A 22,198-nucleotide genomic window follows, 5' to 3' on the forward strand; every position below is an offset into this window, starting at 1 on the left:
CGGCGGCCCCGACGGCCGGACGAGCCCGCCGCGCCACCCGTGGCGGGCTTCAGTCAACCCAAGCATTGAGGATGTAACCGTGAACAAACTCGCTCTTGCGCTCGCACTTTCCGCAACGGCCCTCGCCGCGTGCTCGACCGCATCCGGCCCGACCTTCAGCGCTTCCGAACTGCAGCCGCGCGACGGCGTGCGGACCTTCCAGGTGGACTGCCACGGCCTGCTGTCGGGCCCGCAGACCTGCATGAAGGCCGCCCGCAAGATTTGCGGCGAAGAGCCGGTGCGCGCCGTCGACTCGGCCCGCGCGCTGCGCGACAAATCCGATCCCGCGACGCTCGTGTTCCAGTGCGGCGCGGCGCCGGCCGAAGCAGCGTCGGCCGCCGCGCCGGCGGCTGCCGTCGTCGAACAGGTGAACCTGTCGGGCGACGCGCTGTTCGCGACCGACCACGCGACGCTCGCCCCGACCGCGCGCGAATCGCTCGACCGGTTGCTGAGCGAGCGCGCCGACCACACGTACTCGCAGGTGAGCGTCACCGGCTTTACGGATTCGGTGGGCAGCGACGACTACAACCTCGCGCTGTCGAAGCGTCGCGCCGAATCCGTCGCGGCGTACCTGAAGGCGCACGGCCTGAAGACCGACTCGCTGACGGTCACGGGTCGCGGCAAGGCCGATCCGGTCGCGTCCAACACGACGCCGGAAGGCCGCGCCAGCAACCGCCGCGTGGAAATCCGCCTGCAGCACTGATCGGGGCGCCGCCGCGCGCGGCGCCCCGATCCGGCCGGCCGCCAGCGCCGCGCCGGGCTCGCACCCGACCGCCGCCGGACCGCCCGGGCGCCGCTTCGCCGGCGCCCGTTTCCGTTGGCCGTCGGCTATGTCAAAGTTCGTCACGTCCCGCCAAAACCGGTGGTTTCCGTGCCACAATCGCCGCAGACAGTCGCCGGGGCAGCCTGCCCGACTCGCACGCCGTGCCAGGCGTACCCGACGACACGCCGGAAACCGGCTGCCGCCCTCGCGAACCCGGTCGCCCGATTCGCCCGCCGCGGCGCACCGGCGCACATGCAACCATGACGATCCACGGCGCGCCGCTTCCAGGCCAGACGCTCGACGCGATGCCCGGACGCACGACGCCGCAGAGGAAACCAACCGGTGACGGACATCAATGAAGCCGCCTCGGGCGGCACCCGCAAGCAACGGCCGGCGGTCGGCATCTCGCTGTTTGCGCGCGACGGCCAGGCGATCTGGGAAAACGGCATACACCAGAACATCGCGTTCCTCGCGATGATGCTCAAGCGCTCGGATCGTGTCGGCCCCGTCTACTTTCTGAACGGCGGCGACGCCAACGCGCTGCCGGCCGGCCTCGAACTCGACGGCCTCGACATCCCGCTCGTGAAGCCCGCCGACGTCACGCACGAACTCGACGTCGTGATCGAAATGGGCGCGCAGCTGCCGGTGGAATGGCTCAGGCACATGAAGGCGCTCGGCAAGAAAATCGCCGCGTTCTTCTGCGGGCACGTGTATGCCGGCCTGTGCGAAACCCCGATCTTCGGCAAACCGTCGGGACACATCTTCAACGGCGCGCCGTTCGACGAAGTGTGGCTGCTGCCGCAATACGACAAGACCGCCGCGCCAATGCTGCAGACCATCCTGCGCGCGCCGGTCCACCTGATGCCGCACATCTGGTCGCCGTACTTCCTCGATCGCCGCGTCGCCGCGCTCGCCGCGGAAGGCGCGACGTTCGGCTATCGGCCGGGCCGCCGCCCGTGGCACCTGGCGATGCTCGAACCGAACATCTCGGTCGCGAAGTCCTGCCACTACCCGATGCTCGCGTGCGACGAGTTCTACCGCGCGCGCCCGGACGCGGTCCAGCACATGTTCGTCGTGAATTCGTTGCACATGAAGGAGCATCCGACCTTCGTGCACTTCGCGAACAGCCTCGAGCTCGTGCGCCAGCACAAGGCGACCTTCGAGCCGCGCCTCGACCTGCCGGGCTTCATGGCGCGCCATGCGGACGCGGTCGTGTCGCACCACTGGGAAAACGGGCAGAACTACCTGTATTACGACGTGCTGTACGGCGGCTATCCGCTGATCCACAACTCGACGCTGATCGGCGATGCCGGCTACTACTACCCGGACTTCGATTCCGCCGCGGGCGGCCGAGCGCTGCTCGAGGCGTGGCTGCATCACGACGAACGCCTCGACGACTACCGCGCGAAGGCCGGCCGGCTGCTGCAGTCGGTCTCGATCGACAACCCCGCGAACCTGGACGCGTTCGTCTCGCGTCTGGTCGCCTGAACCGGAGCATACGCATGTCGGACTCCAATGCCCGTCAAGCGCCCGGCGAGGGCAAGCGTCTCGTCGTCGGCGTGTCGCTGTTCGTGCGCGGCGCCGGCCAGTCGCTGTGGGAAAACGGCATCTTCCAGAACTGCCTGCTGCTGATCCTGCTGCTGCGCCAGTCGCCGCTCGTCGCGGAAGCCGTGATGGTGAACGGCGGCGAACAGGTCGCCGATCCGCAGATGATGCTCGGCGAATGGGACGTGCCGCTGCTGTCGATGGACGAAGCGCTGCAGCGCTGTGACGTCCTGATCGAAATGAGCGCGCAGTTCGGCGCGGACTATCTGCGCGCGTTCCGCGAGCGCGGCGGCAAGGTCGTCACGATGCGGGTCGGCAACGACTACGTGATCGACATCGAACGCGCGATGTTCAACAAGCCGTCGGGCTTCCTGTTCTCGGGCGCGCCGTACGACGCCGTGTGGACGATCCCCGAATTCGAGCGCTCGTGCCTGCACTATTACCAGACGGGCCTGCGCGCGCCCGTCACGATCGTCCCGCATATCTGGCACCCGATGCTGTTCGACAAGGCGCGCGCGACGCTCGGCGCCGGGCTGTCGTTCGGCTATGCGCCCGGCAAGCCGCGCTGGCGCGTGACGATGTTCGAGCCGAACATCTGCATGGTGAAGACGAGCGTCATTCCGATGCTGGTGGCCGAGGAAGCGTATCGGGCCAAGCCTGATTTCCTCGAGTTCGTGCGCGTGTGCAACACGCTGCACCTGAAGGAACACGCGACGTTCGTCCACTTCGCGAAGAGCCTCGACATCGTGAATCACGGGATCACGACGTTCGAAAGCCGCTACGCGGTGTACGAGTTCATGGCCGCGTACGGCGATGCGGTGGTGTCGCACACGTGGGAAAACGCGCAGAACTACCTGTACTACGAGCTGCTGTACGGCGACTACCCGCTGATCCACAACTCGCCGTTCCTCGGCAAGGCCGGGTATTTCTATCCGGACTTCGACTGCCAGGCCGGCGGCCGCGCGCTGCTGAAGGCGTTCACCGAGCACGACGCGAACCTCGAGGCGTACCGCGAGCAGTCGCGGCACGTGCTCAGTTCCGTCAGCATCTACAACCCCGAGAACGTCGCCGCCTATACGGACGCGATCGCCACCCTCTATCGCGACGCGTGACGCGCCGCCCCTTCCGGACTCCGACATGAACGCACGCCCGCTCCTCACCCGCGCAAAATGGCTGATCGGCTGCGCCGTCGCTTCGATCGCGATCGGCGCACACGCGCAATCGACCGGCCCGTCGGCCGACACGCTGCTGAGCGACTCGGCTGCGGTGCTCAAGCAGCTCGACGCCGGCCAGTTCGGCGCGGTGTGGACCGACGCCGCCCCGTTCGTGAAGGCGCGCATCAAGCAGGACCAGTTCGTGGCCGACACGCAGCGTGCGCGCCAGAGCGTCGGCTCGGTCAGCCACCGCGACTGGATGCAGATCACGCGTATCCACTCCGTGAATGCCGCGACGACGCCCGACGGCTTCTACGCGAACGTCGCTTACACCACGACGCTGACGAATGGCGAAACCATGTTCGAGAAACTGAGCTTTCGTCTCGACGACGGCCAGTGGCACCTGACCGGCTACGTGCCATACAAGTCGCCGAGCGGCACGCCGTAATCCGCGCATCGCCCGCACCACGGAGCCTCCGATGAAACTCAATGTCGCGATAACGATGAACGTGCAGCGCGACGCGACGCAGTCGATCTGGTACAACGGCGCGAACCAGCACTGCGTGTTCCTGTACATGCTGCTGAAGCAGTCGCCGCTGATCGGCGAGGTCTGGCTCGCGCACGACGACGGCATCACCGACTATCCGCAAGCGCTGATGATGGACGCGTTCGGCGACGCGCTGCGGCCGCTGTCGGCCGTCGTCCACCAGACCGACCTGCTGATCGAGATGAATGCGTTCATCGACCAGACCCACACGGATGCGGTACGCCGGCGCGGCGGCAAGTGCGTGTCGTACCGCTTCGGCAACGACTACGTGATCGCGGTCGAGACGATCAACTTCGAGAAGAATCAGTGGCGGCCGAACCCGAACCGCGTACAGTTCGACGAGATCTGGACCAACCCGCAGCACATGCACACGTGCGCGGCGTATTTCCGGGCCGTCTATCGCGCGCCGGTGATCGAGCTGCCGCACATCTGGTCGCCGTATTTCATCGAGCGCAGCCTCGACGCCGACCCTGAACTGAAGGCGCGCTTCGGCTATCGCAACCACGGCACCGCGAAGCGCATCGCGTTCTTCGAACCGAACCTGAACGTCGTGAAGAGCGCGATCGTGCCGATGCTCGCCGCGAACGCGTGCTACGTCGAGCATCCGGCGCTCGTCGAGCACGTGTTCATGACCAACACGTTCGACAAGAAGGAAAACGTCGCCTTCAAGCATCTCGCGCTCGGGCTCGAGATGGTGCGCGACGGCAAGGCGACCGCCGACGTGCGCGCGCCGTTCGTCGCCTGGGCCGCGCATCACACCGACATCGTCGTGTCCCATCACTGGGAAAACGGCCTCAACTACCTGCTGTACGACGCGCTGTACGGCAACTACCCGCTCGTGCACAACTCGCCGTTCCTGCGCGACGTCGGCTACTACTACCCCGACTTCGAGATCTTCGATGCGGCGCGTGCGATCGCGACCGCCGCGCAGACGCACGATACGCGGCTCGACGACTACGCGGCCGCGGCCCGCCGCTGCCTGCACCAGGTCGACACGCTCGCCGAGCACAACGTCCACGCGTATTCCGCGCAGATCCGGCAGCTGTTCGACGGCCGCGCACTCGGCTGACCTCCTTCGCACACGCCCCGCCCATGAATCAGACCGTCCGCAATTTCGTCGTGATCGATTCGATCCACGGCCCGTTCGTCATCAACCGGCACTGCGCGCTTCAGGCCGAAGCGCTGATCAAGACCGGCCGGCCGCATATCCAGGGCGAGCTCGACACGATCCTGCACGTGATCGACCAGTTGCCGGACGATGCGATCGCGGTGGACGGCGGCGCAAATGCGGGGCTCGTGTGCGTGCCGATCGCGCACCGGCTGCGTGCGCGCGGCGGCCGCGTGTATGCGTTCGAGCCGCAGCGCACGCTGTTCCATGCGCTCGGCGGCACGGTCGCGCTCAACCAGCTCGACAACGTCCATCTGCTGAACATGGGGCTCGCCAGCGCCAACGGGACGATGAAGGTGCCCGACGTCGACTACGGACAGGAGGCCGACTTCGGCCAGGTCTCGCTCGTCGGCGGGCAGGCTGACGGCGGCACGCCGACCCCGGTCGTGCGGCTCGACTCGCTCGGGCTGCCTCGGCTGGATTTCCTGAAGCTCGACATCGAAGGGATGGAGATCGACGCGCTGCGCGGCGCGCGCCGGCTGATCGAGACGCATCTGCCGTGGTGCTGGATCGAATACTGGAAAGTCGGCGAGGCGCCGATCATCGCCACGTTCGCCGGCCTCGACTACACGTTCTACCGGATCGACGGCCTGAACATGCTGTGTGTGCCGAACCCGCGCTGGGACCGACAGAAGCTGATCATCTCGGGCGAACCGCTCGCCGTCACGTCGAAGGCGGAAAGCGATACGGCGCCCCCGGCAGCGACAGCCGCCGACGCCGAGGCGCCCGAAACGAACTGGAATCTCGCACTCGACCACGAGTCGCGCGGCGAATGGGGCCATGCCATCGACCGCTGGCACCGTGCGCGCGGCCGCGGGCTCGACGACGATGCGATCGCGCTGCAGCTCGCGTCGTGCTACGGCTTCGCCGGCGCGCCCGAAGCCGGGCTCGCGGCGCTCGAACGCTTCGGCGATCCTGCCGCCCTGCCCGACGCGACGCGTGGGCGCATCGAACTCGCGCGTTCGGCGCTGCTGCTGCGCGCCGGCCGGCGCGACGAGGCCGCCCTCGCCACCATCGCCAGCGAAAACGTGCTGACGGCCGCCCAGTTCGGGCTGGCGACGGAGCGGCTCTACCAGGGCCAGCCGCTGCAAGGCAAACGGCTGCTCGTGCTCAGCTACGGCGGCGTCGGCGACCAGCTCCAGTACGCGCGCTACCTGCCTGCGCTCGGCGCACTCGGCTGCACGAGCGTGACCGTCGTCGTGCCGGACGCGCTGACGGGCCTGCTGCGTCACACGTTCCCGCACATCGAATTCATCGGCACACAGGGCGCATGGGTCGACACGTCGCCGCTCGCGCACGACTACTGGTGTTCGTGCCTGATGCTCGCCGCGCAGTTCGGCTATGCGCCGGCGCCCGCAGGCTCGGCGGCCGCCTACCTGTCGTGCCCGCCCGAGCGCGCGGCCGCGTGGCGCGAGCGCGTGTCGCGCGACGGCCATCCCGCCGGCACGCGCCGCATCGGGCTCAACTGGCGCGGGCGCGACGAAAGCGACGCGCGCTTCCATCGCGCGGCCAGCCTGCGCGACTTCGCGCCGCTGACGCGAATGCACGGCCACGCCGCGTACTGCATCAACCGCGACCTGTCCGCGCAGTCCGAGCAATCGGACCTGCCGGTGACGTTCCCGCATCACGCGATCGGCGACTTCAGCGACCTGGCGGGGCTGATGCTGGCGCTGGATGCCGTGGTGACCACCTGCACCGCGCACATCCACCTCGCCGGCGCGCTCGGCGTGCCGGCCGTGCTGCTGCTCAGCCCGAAAGCCGACGCGCGCTGGGAAACCGGCTCGCGCACCGCCCTCTATCCGGGCATCCGGATCGTGCGCGCCGCGCGCGTCGGGCAATGGGACGACGCGGTCGACCGCGCGATGGCGTTCGTGCTCGGCGGATTCGGGAAGGATTGATCGACAGGATGCGGATCGGGGCCGCGGCGCGCGGATGATGTCGACGCGGGCCGTGCGCCTCGCACCGCGCCGGCACCCGTGACTGGCGTGAACAGGCGCTAGACCAGCACCCGATCGCCGCTCTGCGCGGCGAACGTACGGCCATGCCGCCGCCCCATCCGCGCGAGCACCGCGAAGCAATGCGCCACCGGCCGGCTGGCGCCGCCGGATGGCTTGACGAGGCTGTCGGACACGCCGCGCGCGATGGCCGAATCGTCGCCGCACGCGCCCGCGATGACGGCCGCGTAATAGTGCCGCGCCGCCAGCTCGCGGCCGCCGGCGTCGAGCGGCGTCATCCGCTGAATGCGGCGTGCAATGGCTTTCAGGCCGTCGAGATACGGTGCGACGTCGATCGGCACCTCGGTCGATTCGGCGCCCAGTTGCCACAGCATGTCGGCCAGCTCGGTGATCGCGACGAGGTCGCGCGCACCGGCCGCCTGCGTGCCCGTTCCGCCTCCGGCCTTCGTCCCTGCCATGCTCAGCCCCTTTGCGATTCGTCCCGGCCACGCGCCGATCACGCCCGACATCGGCGTGCATCCTGCACGCCACCTCGCCTGTTCCCGCGCCGTCACGCGGCGGCCGGCGACCGCCACGAAAAACGGATGCCCTGTGCCCACGCGACGCCGGCATCCAGGATGATCTGCCGGTCGACCTCGCTCTCCACGCCTTCGACGACGACGTGTCGCGCCCCTTCATGCGCGAACGCGATCAGCCGGCGGAGCTGGTAACGCCCGATCGCGTTGCGCTTGATCATCGACAGGATCGACCGGTCGAGCTTCACGATGTCGGGATTGCCGACCACCAGGTTGTTCAATGCGCTGAAGCCGACCCCGAAATCGTCGATCGCGATGCGGCACCCGGCCTGCCGGAAGCGGTTCACGAACGATCGCCCCGCGACGGGGTTCAGCGGCCCCGTCTCCGTGATCTCGACCACCAGCCGCGCCGCGACCGACGGCTCGCGCTCGAGCCGCCTGAAGATGGCCAGCCACGCGTCGTCGACCACCGCGCTCGCCGCCGCCACGTTGCAGCCGTAAACGGCAGCCGGATCGGCACGCAGCGCATCGATCGTCCGGCCGACCACGAGCCGGTCGAACCACCGCATCAGCCCGAGCGCCTCGAGGCGCGGCAGGAACGCGACCGGCGGCAGCGTATCGCGCTCACCCCACCGCAATCGCGCCAGGCATTCCTGGTACAGCACACCACCCGAGAGGTCGGCCCGGCACACGGGCTCTTGCGCGAACCCGAGCCGGCTTTCCACGAAACTGCGTACCGACGCAAGGTCGGGATGATCGTCGGGGGCGCCGAACACGAGATCGATTTCGTCACGATTCGCTTCCCGATTCGCCTCCAGGCGAGCTTCGACCGCATTCATCCGGCGCTCCGGCAAATGGCGAGCCGCCGATCGCGGCTCGACCTCAACAAACATGCGGAGCAAGCCGACCCATGACGCGCTCCGCCGCCTACCCGGCCCATCCTGTTATGTCGATCTTTTCCGGGGGCGTACTGTTCGCTTCGGCGCGCCGTCAAATTCGATATTTTTCAACGATATTCAGTTACTGGAAATACACCATGCGCGCACGATACCGAATGTGCGACAGGTCACACTAACGCAAATTACGGAACCCCGATTCGAATGCTGTTTATTTCTTTCGACTAAACAACCCGATCCAAATCAATTCACCAGGAATTTACGGATCTCTAAATCAGGAAATCCTGAATTGATCAGATAAATACCGCCCCATGAAGTATCGTGTCATCGCCCGCTGTCGAGCCTATCGCGGAGGCCGGCACCTACGTCGAAAATCGGCTGCCGCACGTCATTCGATCGTCGCAGCATTCAATTTTATTGTTTCAAACGAATTATTGAATTTTCAAACATGAATCAAACAGCATTTAATCGATAATATCAATTTAATTCATATGATGATTATAGATTGAACCATTTTTAACAATCTTAAATACTTGTTAACCTCTAAAATGATTTCCGACGGACTTCCCTCGGAGCCGTCAAATTCGTGCCTTCAAAACCGTCGAACCGATCGGGTTCGGCGGTTTCTTTTTTAACGGCACTATTTCGTCAGACATTAGGGCGGGACAATCCCGATGGCGGGATTGGGCGCGACGGTGTGCGTCGCGCGAAACATCGGGCCTTATGCGGCCGAGGCGCCGACCAGGTTCGCGAGCAGCGCGTCGTATTCGGCGACGAGTGCCGGATTGGCCGACGTATAGCGGCCGAGGATCTCGCGCTGGCGCCGCGTGTACGCTTCCCAGTCGTCATCGTGCGTATGCAGCGCGCGCAGCAGCGCATCGGCGCCCTGCTGCACGTCGTTGTCCGGATAGTAGTAGCCGAGATCGGGCGCGAGGCTCGCGTTGTGCACGAGCGGATAGCCCTGCCAGCACACATCGAAATAGAAATAGTTGAGCGGGTTCGACCATTGGTGCGACACGACGATATCGGTCAGGTCGGCCAGGAACAGCGGCGTATCGAAGCGCCCGACGAAGCTCGCCTTGCCCGCGCGCACGATGTCGAGGTAGTTCATCAGCATCACGAACTCGGGGCTGTCGTGTGCGAGATGGAGGGCATTCGTCACGTGCGTGAAGCAGATCGCATCGGGGTCGCGCCGATACGCTTCGTCGATGATCAGCATCGGATACACGCAGAACTTCACCACGTCGTGGTTCGGCTCCATCACCGTCAGCCGCTTGCCGGGCTCGCTGCGCGGCCGGTATTCACCGTGCTCGGGCAGCGGCGCGGCGCGCGCACTCAGGAACATCGGATCCCACACGAACGGCACGACGCGCCCGGGGCAGCGGCGCAGCGACTGCAGGAACGGCAGCGACGAGGGCGCGATCTGCGGAATCGCCCACACCTCGTCGTAGCCGCGGTTGATGAACAGCGAATCCCACAGCCGGCGGCCGAACAGCATCGACTCCATCACGTTGATGTACTCGACGCCGCAGCAGTAGCTGACGAGCTTCGCGCCGCGCGCCTTCAGGTAGGCCGTCTGCTCCCCGTTGACCTGGCCGCCGAGCTCGATCATCACGTCGAGTGAATCCTTCATGTCGTCGAACGTGCGCGTGTCGAATACGTGGCGATCCCACGGCAGCGCATCGGTGAGCGGCACATCGGTGGTGTTGACCAGCGTCACGCGGTAGCCGTGCGGCGACGCCATCAGCAGCTTCGCGAGAAACAGCGCGTTCTGCTTGATGCCGTTGATCCACAGGCTTTCGTCGGGGGCACGCAGTCCGATCGTGATACCGATGCGCAGGCCGTTCAGGACAGGGGACGTCATCGTCGGCAGGATGGAAGGTTGGATGGGGATGGAATGGACGCAGTGTAGCGCGCGATGCGCCGCCCGCGTCAAGCGGCGCTCGCCGGCGGCCAGCGGGCATTCTAGCGGAGCGCCGGCCGCATACTGTCAGGGATGGTCAGCGCACGGCCGGCGCATGCCAATCGGCGAGACGGTTGTGCGATACTCCGGCGACCCGCCGCGCTACCGGGATGCCGGGGGATGACCGGACGGTATCGGCATCCGGCGCGGGCAGACAACGACCTCGCAGCCACGCTGCGGAAAAAATGGCTGACAGAATGGAACGCGACGCCGCGCAAGTCTTCCGGGCAATCCATCATGAACAGGGGCGGCATGCGCCGGAACGCGTGCCCGGCCGCGATGCCGTGCCGACACGCCCCGCACCCGGCGCCCGCCGCGATCCGCTTCGCGGCCTCCGGAGCGCGCGATGATCGTCCTCAGCCATTTCAGTCACGACGCGCCCGCCAGCCTCGAGAATCACCGGCAGTACGCGCAGGCGCACGGCTATCGCCACGCAATCGTCGACGCCTCCGCGATGCCGCAGGCGCTGCCGTTGCGGCCGCTCCATCGCTACGAATCACTGCTCCATGTGCTGCGCGGCGCGCAGCCCGACGAGCTCGTGCTGCTGCTCAGCGAAGATGCGGCGATCATCGAGCCCGTCGCGCTCGATCGCCTGATGCGCGGCCGCGACATGCTGTTCGTCGACGCGTTCGCGCCCCCGTTGCCGCAGGTCGACGTGCAGATCTGGCGCAATACGGCGGCCGTGCGGGCGATCGCGATGCAGCTGGTGCAACGCTGCAAGCTCGGCAGCGAACCGCGGCTGACCTCGGAGGCCGCGCTGTTCGCGGCGCTCGACACGCATCACTACATGACCCCGATCGACGGGCTGTATCCGGTCATGCCGAGCAGCCCCGACCTCGATCCGATGTGGAGCCGCGAACCGACGTTCGCGATCAGCATCGACGACACGCCGGACGATCCCGAACGGAAAGGCACGACACCCCGTTTCCGCGACACGCTCGTCGCGTACGTCAATCGATGCCGTGCCGCCGGCCGGCCGATGTTCTCGTTCGATCACGACGCCGCCAACACGCCGGACGAAGCCGCCGAGCGCAGCACCTACAACCCGGGCCGCCCGATTGCGTTGATGACGCTCTACACGCCGAACATCGGCAGCTATGCGCGCGTCGCCGAACGGAATTTCCGGCGGTACTGCGACACGCACGGCTACACGCTCTACGTGCATCGCGACATTCCGGCCGAGATCGGCCTGAACGCGACCGGCAACTGGTTCAAGCCGTGGCTGCTGCATGCGTACCTGCAGCATCACGAATGGGTCGTGTGGCTCGATGCCGACGTGCTGATCGCGGACCAGCAGAAAGCGCTGGCGCCGCTGCTCGAAGGGCGCGACTGGCTGCTCGCGCACGATCTCGGCCAGTGGGCGTTCAACTCGGGCGTGATGGCGTTCCGGCACACCGAGCGCAACGACGCAATGCTGCGCGACATGATGACGACGATCGCCGCGCTGCACGACCGGTCGAGCGTCTACGCGAGCGACGGCGACCAGCTGCATTTCATTCGCGCGATGGAGCGCGACGGGCAGTTGGACGGCGAAGGCGTGGCCGATCTCGTCAGCTTCAACACGCCCTGGCTGTTTCGGCGCGCGGACAGCTACATCGTCCACTACTACGGAATGTGGTCCGCGATGCGTGCGCTGATGATGGCGCACGACGACGGGGTGCTGGGCTGATACCGATGTTCGAAGCGGCAAAAGCCGCTGGATGACTACAATCCATCCCCCGAGCGACGGCGCTCATCGCGTGCCGGCGAGCCGCCGGCACGCACGGGCCGCGGTCAGATCGCCGTCACCGTCGGCGCGACGGCGGCCGGATCGGTAAGGCTGGGCTTGCCGGTTTCGACGTGCCCCGCAATGCGTCGCGTCCAGCCGGCATTCCCCGCCACCGCGAACTGCAGGTCGTACCAGTGGCTGCTGCACGACAGATCCCAGCGCGCCTCGATGCGCTGCCCCGCCGGCACCGTCAGCGTGCGCGCGGCGCTACCGTACGCGACATCGGTCACCGTGACCGTGAGCGCGCCGGTGCCCGCGTTGGCGATCGTCACGTACACGTCGCCGTTGGCCGTGTCGTAGCACGGCGTGATTTCAGGCTTCGCGCCGGCATCCGCCGCGGCCGAACCCGCGAAGCGCCGGAAATAGCCGTTCGGCCCCCACACGCTCACCAGGTAGTTGCCGTTCGCGTCGAGCGCCCACGTATCGGTCAGCTGCTTGCCCGCTTCGACCGTATAGCGGCGCGGCATCGCGGTCGCGTCACCCGTATAGACCCAGAAGTGCGCGCCTTGCGTGCCGGTATTCGCGAACGTCAGCGCGTAGCCCTGCGCCTGGAGCTGGCCGGTCACATGCAGTTCGTACGGCAGCGCGCGCGCCGGCCGCGTGCCGGGTTCCTGCGCGGTCACGACCTGTTGCGCGGTGCTGGCCGGCGCGGTCTGCGACGACGCGCGCGAGCACTGCAGGTCCGCCTGCGCGACATACGCCTGCGTGCTCGGCAGCGTCGGCAGCGTGGCATCCGATTTCGAGAAGTCGAGCGCCGACGTCAGGTCGCCGCAGATCGCGCGGCGCCACGGCGAGATGTTCGTTTCCATCACGCCGAAGCGCTTCTCGATGAATTGCAGCACCGACGTGTGATCGAAGACCTGCGAGCAGACGAAGCCGCCCTTCGACCACGGCGAGACCACGAACATCGGCACGCGAGGCCCGAGGCCATACGGCAGGTTGTCGGCCGTGTACGTGCCGGTCTGGGTCGAGGTCACGACGTTGTGCCGCTCGAGCGACACGTCCACGGTGCTCATCCCGGAGCCCGGCAGCGTCGGCGCCGACGGCGGCACGACGTGATCGAAGAAGCCGTCGTTCTCGTCGTACATGATGAGCAGGACGGTCTTGCTCCAGACCTCCGGATTCGACGTCAGCGCATCGAGAATCGTCGACAGGTAGTACGCGCCGTAGAGCGGCGTGAACTTCGGATGTTCCGAATACGCGGCGGGCGGCAGCAGCCACGACACCTGCGGCAGCGCGTTCGCCTGCACGTCGGCCTTCAGTTGCGTGATCGGACGCGTGCTCATCCCGCGCGTCTGCAGCGACGAGCCGGCCGGCGCATTCACGAAGTTGTTGAAGCACGCGAGCATGTTCGTGCCGTAGTTGCCGGTGAAGTTGTCGAACCCGGTGCCCTGCTGATAGATCTGCCACGAGATGCCGGCCTTTTCGAGCCGTTCCGGGTAGGTCGTCCAGTTGAAAGGCGGCAGCTTGATCTTGTCGAACTGGTTGTCGATGTAATCGGTGTTGTCGAGCAGCGGGCCGCCGCCCGTGCCGAGCGGGTCGACCATGCCCGTCATCAGGTACATGCGGTTCGGGTGCGTGTTGCCGGGGATCGAGCAGAAGTAGTTGTCGCACACGGTGAACGCATCCGCGAGCGCGTAATGGAACGGGATGTCGTCGCGGACGTGATAGCCCATCGTCATGTTCGACTTCTGCACCGCCCACTGGTCCGCGCGACCGTTGTCGATCGCGCCGTGCGTCGTCGCCCACGTATGCGGCAGGCCGCCGATGCACTGCGCGTTGACGCCCGGGTTGGTCGTGTCGTAGCGGAACGGCGCGATCACGCTCGACGTGTCTTCCTGACGCGGCTGGAACCACACCGGCTTGCCGTTCGGCAGCGTGACCGGGAAGCGGTCGTTGTAGCCGCGCACGCCGCTCAGGTGACCGAGGTAGTGATCGAACGAACGGTTCTCCTGCATGAACACGACGATGTGCTGGACATCCTGGATCGTGCCCGTCACGGTGTTCGGCTCGATCGCCAGCGCCTTGCGGATCGATTCGGGCAGCAGTGCGGTGGCGGCGGTCGCACCGGCGAGGCCGGCGGAGAACTTCAGAAAGTCGCGTCGCGAATGGGTGGCCATGCTGGTTGCTCTTGATTGGATTTCTGGTGGAAACGGCCGGGATCAGGAAGCGGGCGAGGAGGCAGGCGCGGTGAAACCGGGCGGGCAGTGCATCTGCGCGGTGGCGACCACGACGCCGCCGCAGGCGGCCTTCTGCTGCGCGACGGGTGCGGCGGGTGCGGTCACGTCGTCGTTGCAGGCGCCGAGGAGTGCGGTCAGCGCGATCAGGCCAGCGACCGCGAAGGGCCGTAGGGCCGAGTTTCGCATAACGTCTCTCCGTGGATGTGACGACGTGACCCAGGCGCGGATGCGCTCCGGTCATATCGACGGCGAGATGCTAATTTCGACGTGTTACACGATGGTGTCGTGCGGCGGGAGGATCGGTGTGCGGCGGGTGAAAACACCCGTGGTGCGGAATGTGCGGCGCTGCATGGCATCAGCGCCGGCGAATGCGTAATCCAATCGAAAGCTTCGTACTGCTGCCGCTTGTCGACGCGATCGAAGCGGCGCTGTCGCAACCACCGGCGCGCGGTGAATCGCGACGCGCTTTGCGCGGGCCGGCAGCCGCCAGCCCGTGTACGACGAAAGCGCTGCTCAGCCTTCCGCCATCATCAGCAACTGCGCGCCATCCGACACCTGATCGCCGACGCCGTACAGCACTTCCGCGACCACGCCCGCGCTCGGCGCGCCGATCGTGTGCTCCATCTTCATCGCCTCCATCACGATCAGCGGCGTGCCGGCTTCGACCTTCTGGCCGGGCTCGACCAGCACCGCGATCACCTTGCCCGGCATCGGCGCGGTCAGGCGGCCACCGCCCTGCTCCGCGTCACCCGCATGCGCGAGCAGGTTGCGCCATTCGAACGTCTCCGCCGCGCCTTGCGTGAACACGTGGAAGTGGTCGCCGTCCGCATACACGCGGCCGCTGCTGCGCACGCCGCCGAGCGTCACGTCGAAATCGAGCGGCGTGGCGCCACGCGTCCACGCGAACGGCTGCGCGGCGGCGTCGCCGATCGCGAGGCGCGTACCCGCGCCGTCGTCCTCGTACGTGACCGTCACGTCCGCTTCGCGCTCGGCCGCGAGCCATTCGAGCGTGCGGCGATAGCCGCCGTTCAGCCGCCAGTCCGGCAGCGCGCCCCACGGCGACGAACCCTGCGCAGTCGCGCCGCGTTCGCGTGCGAGCAGCGCCGCGCACGCGAGCGCCAGCATCGCGCGCGGCGGCGCCTGCGGCGCGAACAGCGCGTCGTGGTTGCGCTCGATCAGGCCCGTGTCGAGATCGGCGGTCGCGAACGGTGCGCACGCAACGATTCGCTGCAGGAACGCGGCGTTCGTGTGCAGGCCGACCACTTCACAGGCACGCAGTGCGCGCAGCATCAGGCTCAGCGCTTCCGCACGGTTCGCGCCATGAACGATCAGCTTCGCGATCATCGGATCGTAGAACGGCGTGATCGCATCGCCTTCGCGCACGCCGCTGTCGACGCGCACCGACGCACCGATCGCGAACTCGACGCCGGCCGGCAGCCGCAGGTGCTTCAGCGTGCCCGTCGACGGCAGGAAGCCGCGCGCCGGGTTCTCCGCATAGAGACGCGCCTCGAACGCGTGGCCCTGCACGCGCAGTTCGTCCTGCTTCAGCGGCAGCGGCTCGCCGGAGGCGACGCGCAATTGCCACTCGACGAGATCGAGCCCCGTGACCATCTCGGTGACCGGATGCTCGACCTGCAGGCGCGTGTTCATTTCCATGAAGTAGAACGCTTCACCCGTCATGATGAATTCGACGGTGCCCGCGCCGACGTAATTCACCGCACGCGCGGCCGCGACGGCCGCCTCACCCATCGCCTGGCGCACGTCGTCGTGCAAACCCGGCGCCGGCGCTTCCTCGAGCACCTTCTGGTGACGCCGCTGCACCGAGCAGTCGCGGTCGAACAGGTACACGGTGTTGCCGTGCGTGTCGCCGAATACCTGCACCTCGACGTGGCGCGGGCGCGTCAGGTACTTCTCGATCAGCACGCGATCGTTGCCGAAGCTGCTCGCGGCTTCACGCTGGCACGACGCGAGCGCCGCCGGGAAATCGTCGGAGCGCTCGACCACGCGCATCCCCTTGCCGCCGCCGCCCGCGCTGGCCTTCAGCAGCACCGGATAGCCGATCGCGTCGGCTTCGCGATGCAGGTTGGACGCGTCCTGGTCGTCGCCGTGATAGCCGGGCACGAGCGGCACGGCCGCCGCGTGCATCAGCGCCTTCGCGGCCGCCTTCGACCCCATCGCCGCGATCGCGTCGACCGGCGGCCCGATGAAGACGATGCCGGCCGCTTCGCACGCATGTGCGAAATCTTCGTTCTCCGACAGAAAGCCGTAGCCGGGGTGGATCGCCTGCGCGCCGGTGGCGCGCGCGGCTTCGATGATGCGCTCGATGCGCAGGTAGCTGTCCGCGGCGGCCGAGCCGCCGATGTGCACGGCCTCGTCGCATGCGGCCACGTGTTTCGCGTTCGCGTCCGCGTCGGAATAGACGGCGACGCTCGCGATCCCGAGACGTTTGCACGTCGCGGCGACGCGGCACGCGATTTCGCCGCGGTTGGCGATCAGAATCTTGTCGAACATGGCTTCGGTCTCGTCCGGAAAGAGGGGGTCACGCGCGCTGCGCGATCATTCACGCCACGACGGCGTACGCTTTTCGAGGAAGGATGCAATCCCTTCGCGCGCTTCCGCGCCGGCGCGGGTGCGCGCGATCCAGTCGGCGGTCTGCTCGATCAGCGTCGCGTCGAGCGGCCGGCCGGCCACATCGGCGACGAGCCGCTTGCACGCCTTCACCGCGTCGGGGCCGTTCGCGACCAGCGTCGCGGCCAGCTTCGCGACGGTTTCGTCGAGCGCGTCGGCCGGCACCGCGTCGTGAATGAAGCCGAGCGACGCCGCGCGCGTGCTGTCGAACACCTCGGCCGTCGTGAAGTAGCGGCGCGCCGCGCGCTCGCCCATCGCGCGCACCACGTACGGCGCGATCGTCGCGGGGATCAGCCCGAGCCGCGCTTCCGACAGGCAGAACTTCACGCCGTCGGCGGCGATCGCGATGTCGGCCGCCGCCACCAGGCCCACGCCGCCCGCATACGCGTCGCCATGCACGCGTGCGATCACCGGCTTGCCGCAGCGATGGATCGCCTCGAGCATCCGCGCGAGCTTGCGCGCATCGGCACGGTTCTCGTCGTCCGAGTAGCCGGCCATCTTCTTCATCCAATTCAGGTCGGCGCCCGCGCAGAACGCCGCGCCTTCCGCGGCGAGCACGATCGCGCGCACGCCTTCATGCGCGTCGAGCCATTCGAACGCGGTGGTCAGCTCGGCGATCGTCGTCTCGTTGAACGCGTTGCGCACGTCGGGACGCGCGAGCGTGACGGTCGCCACGCGGCCGGCTTCGCTTACCTTGATCGTTTCGTATCGCATCGTTCAGCCCTCCCGGCCGTTACATGCGGAACACGCCGAAGCGTGTGTCCTCGATCGGCGCGTTCATCGACGCGGCGAGGCCGAGCCCCAGCACGTCACGCGTCTGCGCGGGGTCGATCACGCCGTCGTCCCACAGCCGCGCGCTCGCGTAATACGGATGCCCCTGGCGCTCGTACTGGTCGCGGATCGGCTGCTTGAACGCATCCTCTTCCTCGGCCGACCACGAACCGCCCTTCGCCTCGATGCCGTCGCGGCGCACCGTCGCGAGCACCGACGCGGCCTGCTCGCCGCCCATCACCGAGATGCGCGCGTTCGGCCACATCCACAGGAAACGCGGGCCGAATGCGCGACCGCACATCCCGTAGTTGCCGGCGCCGAACGAGCCGCCGATGATCACCGTGAACTTCGGCACCTTCGCGTTCGACACGGCCGTCACCATCTTCGCGCCGTGTCGCGCAATGCCTTCGTTCTCGTACTTGCGCCCGACCATGAAGCCCGTGATGTTCTGCAGGAACACCAGCGGAATCTTGCGCTGGCAGCACAGCTCGATGAAATGCGCGCCCTTCACCGCCGATTCGGAGAACAGGATGCCGTTGTTCGCGACGATCCCGACCGGGTGGCCCCAGATGTGCGCGAAGCCCGTGACGAGCGTCGTGCCGTAGCGCGCCTTGAATTCGTCGAACTCGGAATCGTCGACGATGCGCGCGATCACCTCGCGCACGTCGAACGGCTTGCGCGTATCGACCGGAATCACGCCGTACAGGCTCTTCGCGTCGTAGCGCGGCGGCTTCGGCTCGCGCAGCGCGACCGGTGACGCAATCTTCGGCGCGAGGTGACCGACGATGTTGCGCGCGATCGACAGCGCATGCGCGTCGTTCTGCGCGAGATGGTCGGCCACGCCCGACAGGCGCGTATGCACGTCGCCGCCGCCGAGATCCTCGGCGCTCACTTCCTCGCCGGTCGCGGCCTTCACGAGCGGCGGCCCGCCGAGGAAAATCGTGCCCTGCTCCTTCACGATGATCGACTCGTCGCTCATCGCCGGCACGTATGCGCCGCCCGCCGTGCACGAACCCATCACGACGGCGATCTGCGCAATTCCCGCCGCCGACATCGTCGCCTGGTTGAAGAAGATGCGGCCGAAGTGGTCGCGATCGGGAAACACGTCGTCCTGGTTCGGCAGGTTCGCGCCGCCCGAATCGACGAGATACACGCACGGCAGCCGGTTTTCCGCGGCGATTTCCTGCGCGCGCACATGCTTCTTCACGGTGACCGGGTAATACGTGCCGCCCTTGACCGTCGCGTCGTTGCACACGATCACGCATTCGCGGCCGGCGATGCGGCCGATCCCGGTGATGACGCCCGCGCCCGGCGCGTCGTCGTTGTACATGCCGTTCGCCGCGAGCTGCGAGAACTCGAGGAACGGCGCGCCCGGATCGAGCAGTTGCGCGATGCGGTCGCGCGGCAGCAGCTTGCCGCGCGACAGGTGCTTGTCGCGCGCGGCCTGGCCGCCGCCCTGCGCGAGCTGTTCGATCTTCGCGCGCAGGTCGGCGACGACCGCCTCGAGCGCGGCGGCATTCGCGCGGAAGTCTTCCGAGCGCGGATTCAGTTTCGATTCGATGATCGGCATCGACAGGGCTCCGTTCGCGTGACGTGGGGCGTTACATCGTTTCCGCGAACAGCTCGCGGCCGATCAGCATCCGGCGGATCTCGCTCGTGCCGGCGCCGATCTCGTACAGCTTCGCATCGCGCCACAGGCGCCCGACCGGGTATTCGTTGATGTAGCCGTTGCCGCCGAGGATCTGGATCGCCTCACCGGCCATCCACGTCGCCTTCTCGGCCGTGTAGAGGATCACGCCCGCGCAGTCCTTGCGCACCTGGCGGATGTGGTCGCTGCCGGCCGAGTCGAGGTGGCGGCCGACCGCGTACAGGTACGCGCGGCAGGCCTGGAACGTGGTGTACATGTCGGCGACCTTGCCCTGGATCAGCTGGAATTCGCCGATCGCCTGGCCGAACTGCTTGCGGTCGTGGATATACGGCACCACCGCGTCGAGGCACGCGGCCATGATGCCCGTGGGGCCGCCCGACAGCACCGCGCGCTCGTAGTCGAGCCCGCTCATCAGCACCTTCACGCCGCCGTTGAGCTGGCCGAGGATGTTCTCCTCCGGCACTTCGACGTCCTGGAACACCAGCTCGCCCGTGTGCGAGCCGCGCATGCCGAGCTTGTCGAGCTTCTGCGCGACCGAGAAGCCCTTCATGCCCTTCTCGACGATGAACGCGGTGATGCCGCGCGAGTTGGCTTCGACGTCCGTCTTCGCGTAGACGACGAGCGTGTCGCAATCGGGGCCGTTCGTGATCCACATCTTCGTGCCGTTCAGCACGTAGCGATCGCCGCGCTTGTCGGCGCGCAGCTTCATGCTGACGACGTCGGAGCCCGCGTTCGGCTCGCTCATCGCGAGCGCGCCGATGTGTTCGCCCGACACGAGCTTCGGCAGGTATTTCTGCTTTTGCGCTTCCGTGCCGTTGCGGTGGATCTGGTTCACGCACAGGTTCGAGTGCGCGCCGTACGACAGGCCGATCGATGCCGATGCGCGCGAGATCTCTTCCATCGCGACCATGTGCGCGGTGTAGCCCATGTTCGCGCCGCCGTATTCCTCGGCCACCGTCATGCCGAGCACGCCGAGATCGCCGAACTTCTTCCACAGATCCATCGGAAACTGGTCGGTGCGGTCGACCTCCGCCGCGCGCGGCGTGATTTCCTTCGCCGCGAACGTCGCGACGGCGTCGCGCAGCATCTCGATGTCTTCACCGAGCATGAATTGCACACCGGGCAGGTTGATCATGTCTCCTCCGTCTCCAGAAAGTGTGTGGCACCCACCGATTTCTGAGTTTTGCTCAAATCGAATGAATACCTAGATTCATTGACCAATACAGCGTAAATTTTGCACAGTTTCGCGCCTCGCCGGGTTCGGCGTCAATAGTTTTTTGAGTGACACTCAGATATCATGCCGAGATGACAGCCGCTACCGCCGACACCATGACCGCCACCGTCAAAGCCGACCGCGCCGATACCTCGCGCGCGCCCGCCGGGCGCAAATCCCAGCAACGCGTGCAGGACATTCTGCGCGCCGGCCGGGAAGTGTTCGCCGAAAAAGGTTACGAGCATGCGACGGCCGCCGAGATCGCGCAGCGCGTGGGCGTGTCGGAGGCGACGGTGTTCAGCTATTTCCGCGGCAAGCGCGAGCTGTGCGCGCGTGTCATCGCGGATTGGTACGACGAAAACATCGCCGCATTCGAGGCAGGGATGCCGCAGGACGCATCGGTGCAGCAGCAGTTCGCGTTCATCGTGCGCACCCACCTGCGGCTGATGCTGGTGAACGGCACCGGCCTGTGCGCGCTGGTGCTGTCGGAAGGCCGCGCGAAGCAGCATGCGCTGAGCGACGAGCTCACCGCGCTGCAGCGCCGCTACACCGCGCCGCTGATGGACGTGCTCGCGCGCGGCCAGGCGGCCGGGCAGGTGCGCACCGACCTGCCGCTGAGCCTGCTGCGCTCGATGGTGTTCGGGCCGATCGAGCACGTGCTGTGGGATGCGATCCTCGGGCACCGCAAGCTCGATACGGAAACGACGGCCACGCAGCTCGTCGACATGCTGTGGGCGGCCGTGCAGCCGCCGGCGCCGGAACAGGCGGCGCTCGTGCGCTTCAGGAACGAAGTGGCGGAAGCCGTGCGACGGCTGGAAGGCGACAGCACGCGCGGGTGACGCACGGCGGGCAGCGCGCCCGCCGCTTCCCCGCCGCTGCTGGGGGTCGAGGGCGTTACGACTCGTCGCCGACGCGCAGCGGCGCGCGGCTCTGCTCGTTGTTCAAATGGACGAACTTGCGCAACAGGCGCACCAGTTCCTGCGAATCGTCCTCTCCCATCCCGTCGAACAGGCCGGCGCGCAACTCCTTCACCGACGGAATCAGGTGCGTCAGCAGTTCGACGCCCGCCGGTGTCAGCAGCAAGCGGCGCTGACGCCGCGGCAGCACTTCGCGCACGATCAATCCTTTCGCTTCGAGCCGGACCGCGAGATCCGCGGTCGTCGACGTGTCGAGCGCGACCCGCTGCGCGAGCGTCACCTGATCGAGCCCCGGGCACTCGTACAGCATCCGCAGGACCGCGTACTGCACGGGCGTCACGTCCCGGCCCAGCTTCTCGTAGAACATCGCAACCGCGATCTGGTGTGCGCGCCGGATCAGGTGCCCGGGTTCGTCGTACAGATCGAGCGGGAAAACCGGCAGGTCGGCGGGATTCGTTTTTTCCATGAATGAGTCGATGACATAAACGGCGCATGCCGGTTGCACGCGCCGACGGCATGGCGCTGCCT

The 22,198-nt window shown here is 67.1% G+C and carries 18 protein-coding genes; 8 read left to right on the plus strand and 10 right to left on the minus strand.

Going from position 1 to position 22,198, the window contains the following annotated elements:
• Window positions 1–79: 79 nt before the first annotated feature.
• From QZM35_RS23600 to QZM35_RS23625, 6 genes are all read left to right on the plus strand, one after another.
• The gene (locus tag QZM35_RS23600) at window positions 80–742 is read left to right on the plus strand and encodes an OmpA family protein (protein WP_089426744.1); all 663 of its coding nucleotides are present in this window, start codon (window positions 80–82) and stop codon (window positions 740–742) included.
• 402 nt (window positions 743–1,144) lie between these two features.
• Window positions 1,145–2,290: a DUF2827 domain-containing protein gene (locus QZM35_RS23605; RefSeq protein ID WP_301776905.1), complete on the plus strand. Its 1,146-nt coding sequence runs from the start codon at window positions 1,145–1,147 to the stop codon at window positions 2,288–2,290.
• 14 nt (window positions 2,291–2,304) lie between these two features.
• Window positions 2,305–3,459, plus strand: a complete 1,155-nt coding sequence (locus tag QZM35_RS23610; RefSeq protein WP_089475529.1) for a DUF2827 domain-containing protein — start codon at window positions 2,305–2,307, stop codon at window positions 3,457–3,459.
• A gap of 25 nt (window positions 3,460–3,484) precedes the next feature.
• Window positions 3,485–3,949 (plus strand): DUF4019 domain-containing protein, encoded by a 465-nt coding sequence (locus QZM35_RS23615; protein WP_089426741.1) that lies wholly within the window; start codon window positions 3,485–3,487, stop codon window positions 3,947–3,949.
• A 31-nt stretch (window positions 3,950–3,980) separates the two neighbouring features.
• Window positions 3,981–5,117: a DUF2827 family protein gene (locus QZM35_RS23620; protein ID WP_301776906.1), complete on the plus strand. Its 1,137-nt coding sequence runs from the start codon at window positions 3,981–3,983 to the stop codon at window positions 5,115–5,117.
• Between the two features lie 23 nt (window positions 5,118–5,140).
• Window positions 5,141–7,114, plus strand: coding sequence for an FkbM family methyltransferase (locus tag QZM35_RS23625; RefSeq protein ID WP_301776907.1), 1,974 nt, complete (start codon window positions 5,141–5,143; stop codon window positions 7,112–7,114).
• A gap of 98 nt (window positions 7,115–7,212) precedes the next feature.
• Here the strand turns inward: QZM35_RS23625 and QZM35_RS23630 are convergent, their stop codons facing one another.
• From QZM35_RS23630 to QZM35_RS23640, 3 genes are all read right to left on the minus strand, one after another.
• On the minus strand, window positions 7,213–7,629 hold the full coding sequence (locus tag QZM35_RS23630) for a hypothetical protein (protein WP_089429033.1): 417 nt from the start codon (window positions 7,627–7,629) through the stop codon (window positions 7,213–7,215).
• A 92-nt stretch (window positions 7,630–7,721) separates the two neighbouring features.
• On the minus strand, window positions 7,722–8,525 hold the full coding sequence (locus QZM35_RS23635) for an EAL domain-containing protein (protein WP_089426738.1): 804 nt from the start codon (window positions 8,523–8,525) through the stop codon (window positions 7,722–7,724).
• A 778-nt stretch (window positions 8,526–9,303) separates the two neighbouring features.
• On the minus strand, window positions 9,304–10,446 hold the full coding sequence (locus tag QZM35_RS23640; RefSeq protein ID WP_089426737.1) for a DUF2827 domain-containing protein: 1,143 nt from the start codon (window positions 10,444–10,446) through the stop codon (window positions 9,304–9,306).
• 445 nt (window positions 10,447–10,891) lie between these two features.
• Between QZM35_RS23640 and QZM35_RS23645 the strand changes: the two genes are divergently transcribed.
• Window positions 10,892–12,214, plus strand: a complete 1,323-nt coding sequence (locus QZM35_RS23645; protein ID WP_301776908.1) for a galactosyl transferase GMA12/MNN10 domain protein — start codon at window positions 10,892–10,894, stop codon at window positions 12,212–12,214.
• Window positions 12,215–12,318: 104 nt separating this feature from the next.
• Here QZM35_RS23645 and QZM35_RS23650 read toward each other — a convergent pair whose 3' ends face one another.
• The 6 genes from QZM35_RS23650 to QZM35_RS23675 form a co-directional block, all read right to left on the minus strand.
• Window positions 12,319–14,433 carry a phosphocholine-specific phospholipase C gene (locus QZM35_RS23650; protein WP_089433188.1) on the minus strand — a complete coding sequence of 705 codons (2,115 nt, stop codon included), beginning with the start codon at window positions 14,431–14,433 and terminating at the stop codon, window positions 12,319–12,321.
• A gap of 42 nt (window positions 14,434–14,475) precedes the next feature.
• The gene (locus QZM35_RS23655; protein WP_301776909.1) at window positions 14,476–14,679 is read right to left on the minus strand and encodes a hypothetical protein; all 204 of its coding nucleotides are present in this window, start codon (window positions 14,677–14,679) and stop codon (window positions 14,476–14,478) included.
• Window positions 14,680–15,006: 327 nt separating this feature from the next.
• Window positions 15,007–17,004 carry an acetyl/propionyl/methylcrotonyl-CoA carboxylase subunit alpha gene (locus QZM35_RS23660; RefSeq protein ID WP_301776910.1) on the minus strand — a complete coding sequence of 666 codons (1,998 nt, stop codon included), beginning with the start codon at window positions 17,002–17,004 and terminating at the stop codon, window positions 15,007–15,009.
• A gap of 45 nt (window positions 17,005–17,049) precedes the next feature.
• Window positions 17,050–17,835 (minus strand): enoyl-CoA hydratase/isomerase family protein, encoded by a 786-nt coding sequence (locus QZM35_RS23665; protein WP_089433191.1) that lies wholly within the window; start codon window positions 17,833–17,835, stop codon window positions 17,050–17,052.
• A 19-nt stretch (window positions 17,836–17,854) separates the two neighbouring features.
• On the minus strand, window positions 17,855–19,462 hold the full coding sequence (locus tag QZM35_RS23670) for a carboxyl transferase domain-containing protein (RefSeq protein ID WP_089426732.1): 1,608 nt from the start codon (window positions 19,460–19,462) through the stop codon (window positions 17,855–17,857).
• A 31-nt stretch (window positions 19,463–19,493) separates the two neighbouring features.
• A complete protein-coding gene (locus tag QZM35_RS23675) occupies window positions 19,494–20,675 on the minus strand; it encodes an isovaleryl-CoA dehydrogenase (RefSeq protein ID WP_039339638.1) in 1,182 nt (393 codons plus the stop codon).
• A gap of 170 nt (window positions 20,676–20,845) precedes the next feature.
• Between QZM35_RS23675 and QZM35_RS23680 the strand changes: the two genes are divergently transcribed.
• On the plus strand, window positions 20,846–21,592 hold the full coding sequence (locus QZM35_RS23680; protein WP_089426731.1) for a TetR/AcrR family transcriptional regulator: 747 nt from the start codon (window positions 20,846–20,848) through the stop codon (window positions 21,590–21,592).
• Window positions 21,593–21,647: 55 nt separating this feature from the next.
• Here the strand turns inward: QZM35_RS23680 and QZM35_RS23685 are convergent, their stop codons facing one another.
• Window positions 21,648–22,136 (minus strand): MarR family winged helix-turn-helix transcriptional regulator, encoded by a 489-nt coding sequence (locus QZM35_RS23685; protein ID WP_089426730.1) that lies wholly within the window; start codon window positions 22,134–22,136, stop codon window positions 21,648–21,650.
• Window positions 22,137–22,198 lie beyond the last annotated feature (62 nt).

This window comes from Burkholderia sp. AU45274 (assembly GCF_030482505.1).
GTDB lineage: Bacteria > Pseudomonadota > Gammaproteobacteria > Burkholderiales > Burkholderiaceae > Burkholderia.

What these genes read in the sequence shown, in the direction of transcription:
- QZM35_RS23665 (WP_089433191.1), bottom strand. Translation starts at nt 17,835, where the DNA reads ATGCGATACGAAACGATCAAGGTAAGCGAAGCCGGCCGCGTGGCGACC.
- QZM35_RS23625 (WP_301776907.1), top strand. Translation starts at nt 5,141, where the DNA reads ATGAATCAGACCGTCCGCAATTTCGTCGTGATCGATTCGATCCACGGC.
- QZM35_RS23615 (WP_089426741.1), top strand. Translation starts at nt 3,485, where the DNA reads ATGAACGCACGCCCGCTCCTCACCCGCGCAAAATGGCTGATCGGCTGC.
- QZM35_RS23655 (WP_301776909.1), bottom strand. Translation starts at nt 14,679, where the DNA reads ATGCGAAACTCGGCCCTACGGCCCTTCGCGGTCGCTGGCCTGATCGCG.
- QZM35_RS23640 (WP_089426737.1), bottom strand. Translation starts at nt 10,446, where the DNA reads ATGACGTCCCCTGTCCTGAACGGCCTGCGCATCGGTATCACGATCGGA.
- QZM35_RS23680 (WP_089426731.1), top strand. Translation starts at nt 20,846, where the DNA reads ATGACAGCCGCTACCGCCGACACCATGACCGCCACCGTCAAAGCCGAC.
- QZM35_RS23635 (WP_089426738.1), bottom strand. Translation starts at nt 8,525, where the DNA reads ATGAATGCGGTCGAAGCTCGCCTGGAGGCGAATCGGGAAGCGAATCGT.
- QZM35_RS23645 (WP_301776908.1), top strand. Translation starts at nt 10,892, where the DNA reads ATGATCGTCCTCAGCCATTTCAGTCACGACGCGCCCGCCAGCCTCGAG.
- QZM35_RS23650 (WP_089433188.1), bottom strand. Translation starts at nt 14,433, where the DNA reads ATGGCCACCCATTCGCGACGCGACTTTCTGAAGTTCTCCGCCGGCCTC.
- QZM35_RS23610 (WP_089475529.1), top strand. Translation starts at nt 2,305, where the DNA reads ATGTCGGACTCCAATGCCCGTCAAGCGCCCGGCGAGGGCAAGCGTCTC.
- QZM35_RS23620 (WP_301776906.1), top strand. Translation starts at nt 3,981, where the DNA reads ATGAAACTCAATGTCGCGATAACGATGAACGTGCAGCGCGACGCGACG.
- QZM35_RS23675 (WP_039339638.1), bottom strand. Translation starts at nt 20,675, where the DNA reads ATGATCAACCTGCCCGGTGTGCAATTCATGCTCGGTGAAGACATCGAG.
- QZM35_RS23630 (WP_089429033.1), bottom strand. Translation starts at nt 7,629, where the DNA reads ATGGCAGGGACGAAGGCCGGAGGCGGAACGGGCACGCAGGCGGCCGGT.
- QZM35_RS23660 (WP_301776910.1), bottom strand. Translation starts at nt 17,004, where the DNA reads ATGTTCGACAAGATTCTGATCGCCAACCGCGGCGAAATCGCGTGCCGC.
- QZM35_RS23670 (WP_089426732.1), bottom strand. Translation starts at nt 19,462, where the DNA reads ATGCCGATCATCGAATCGAAACTGAATCCGCGCTCGGAAGACTTCCGC.
- QZM35_RS23685 (WP_089426730.1), bottom strand. Translation starts at nt 22,136, where the DNA reads ATGGAAAAAACGAATCCCGCCGACCTGCCGGTTTTCCCGCTCGATCTG.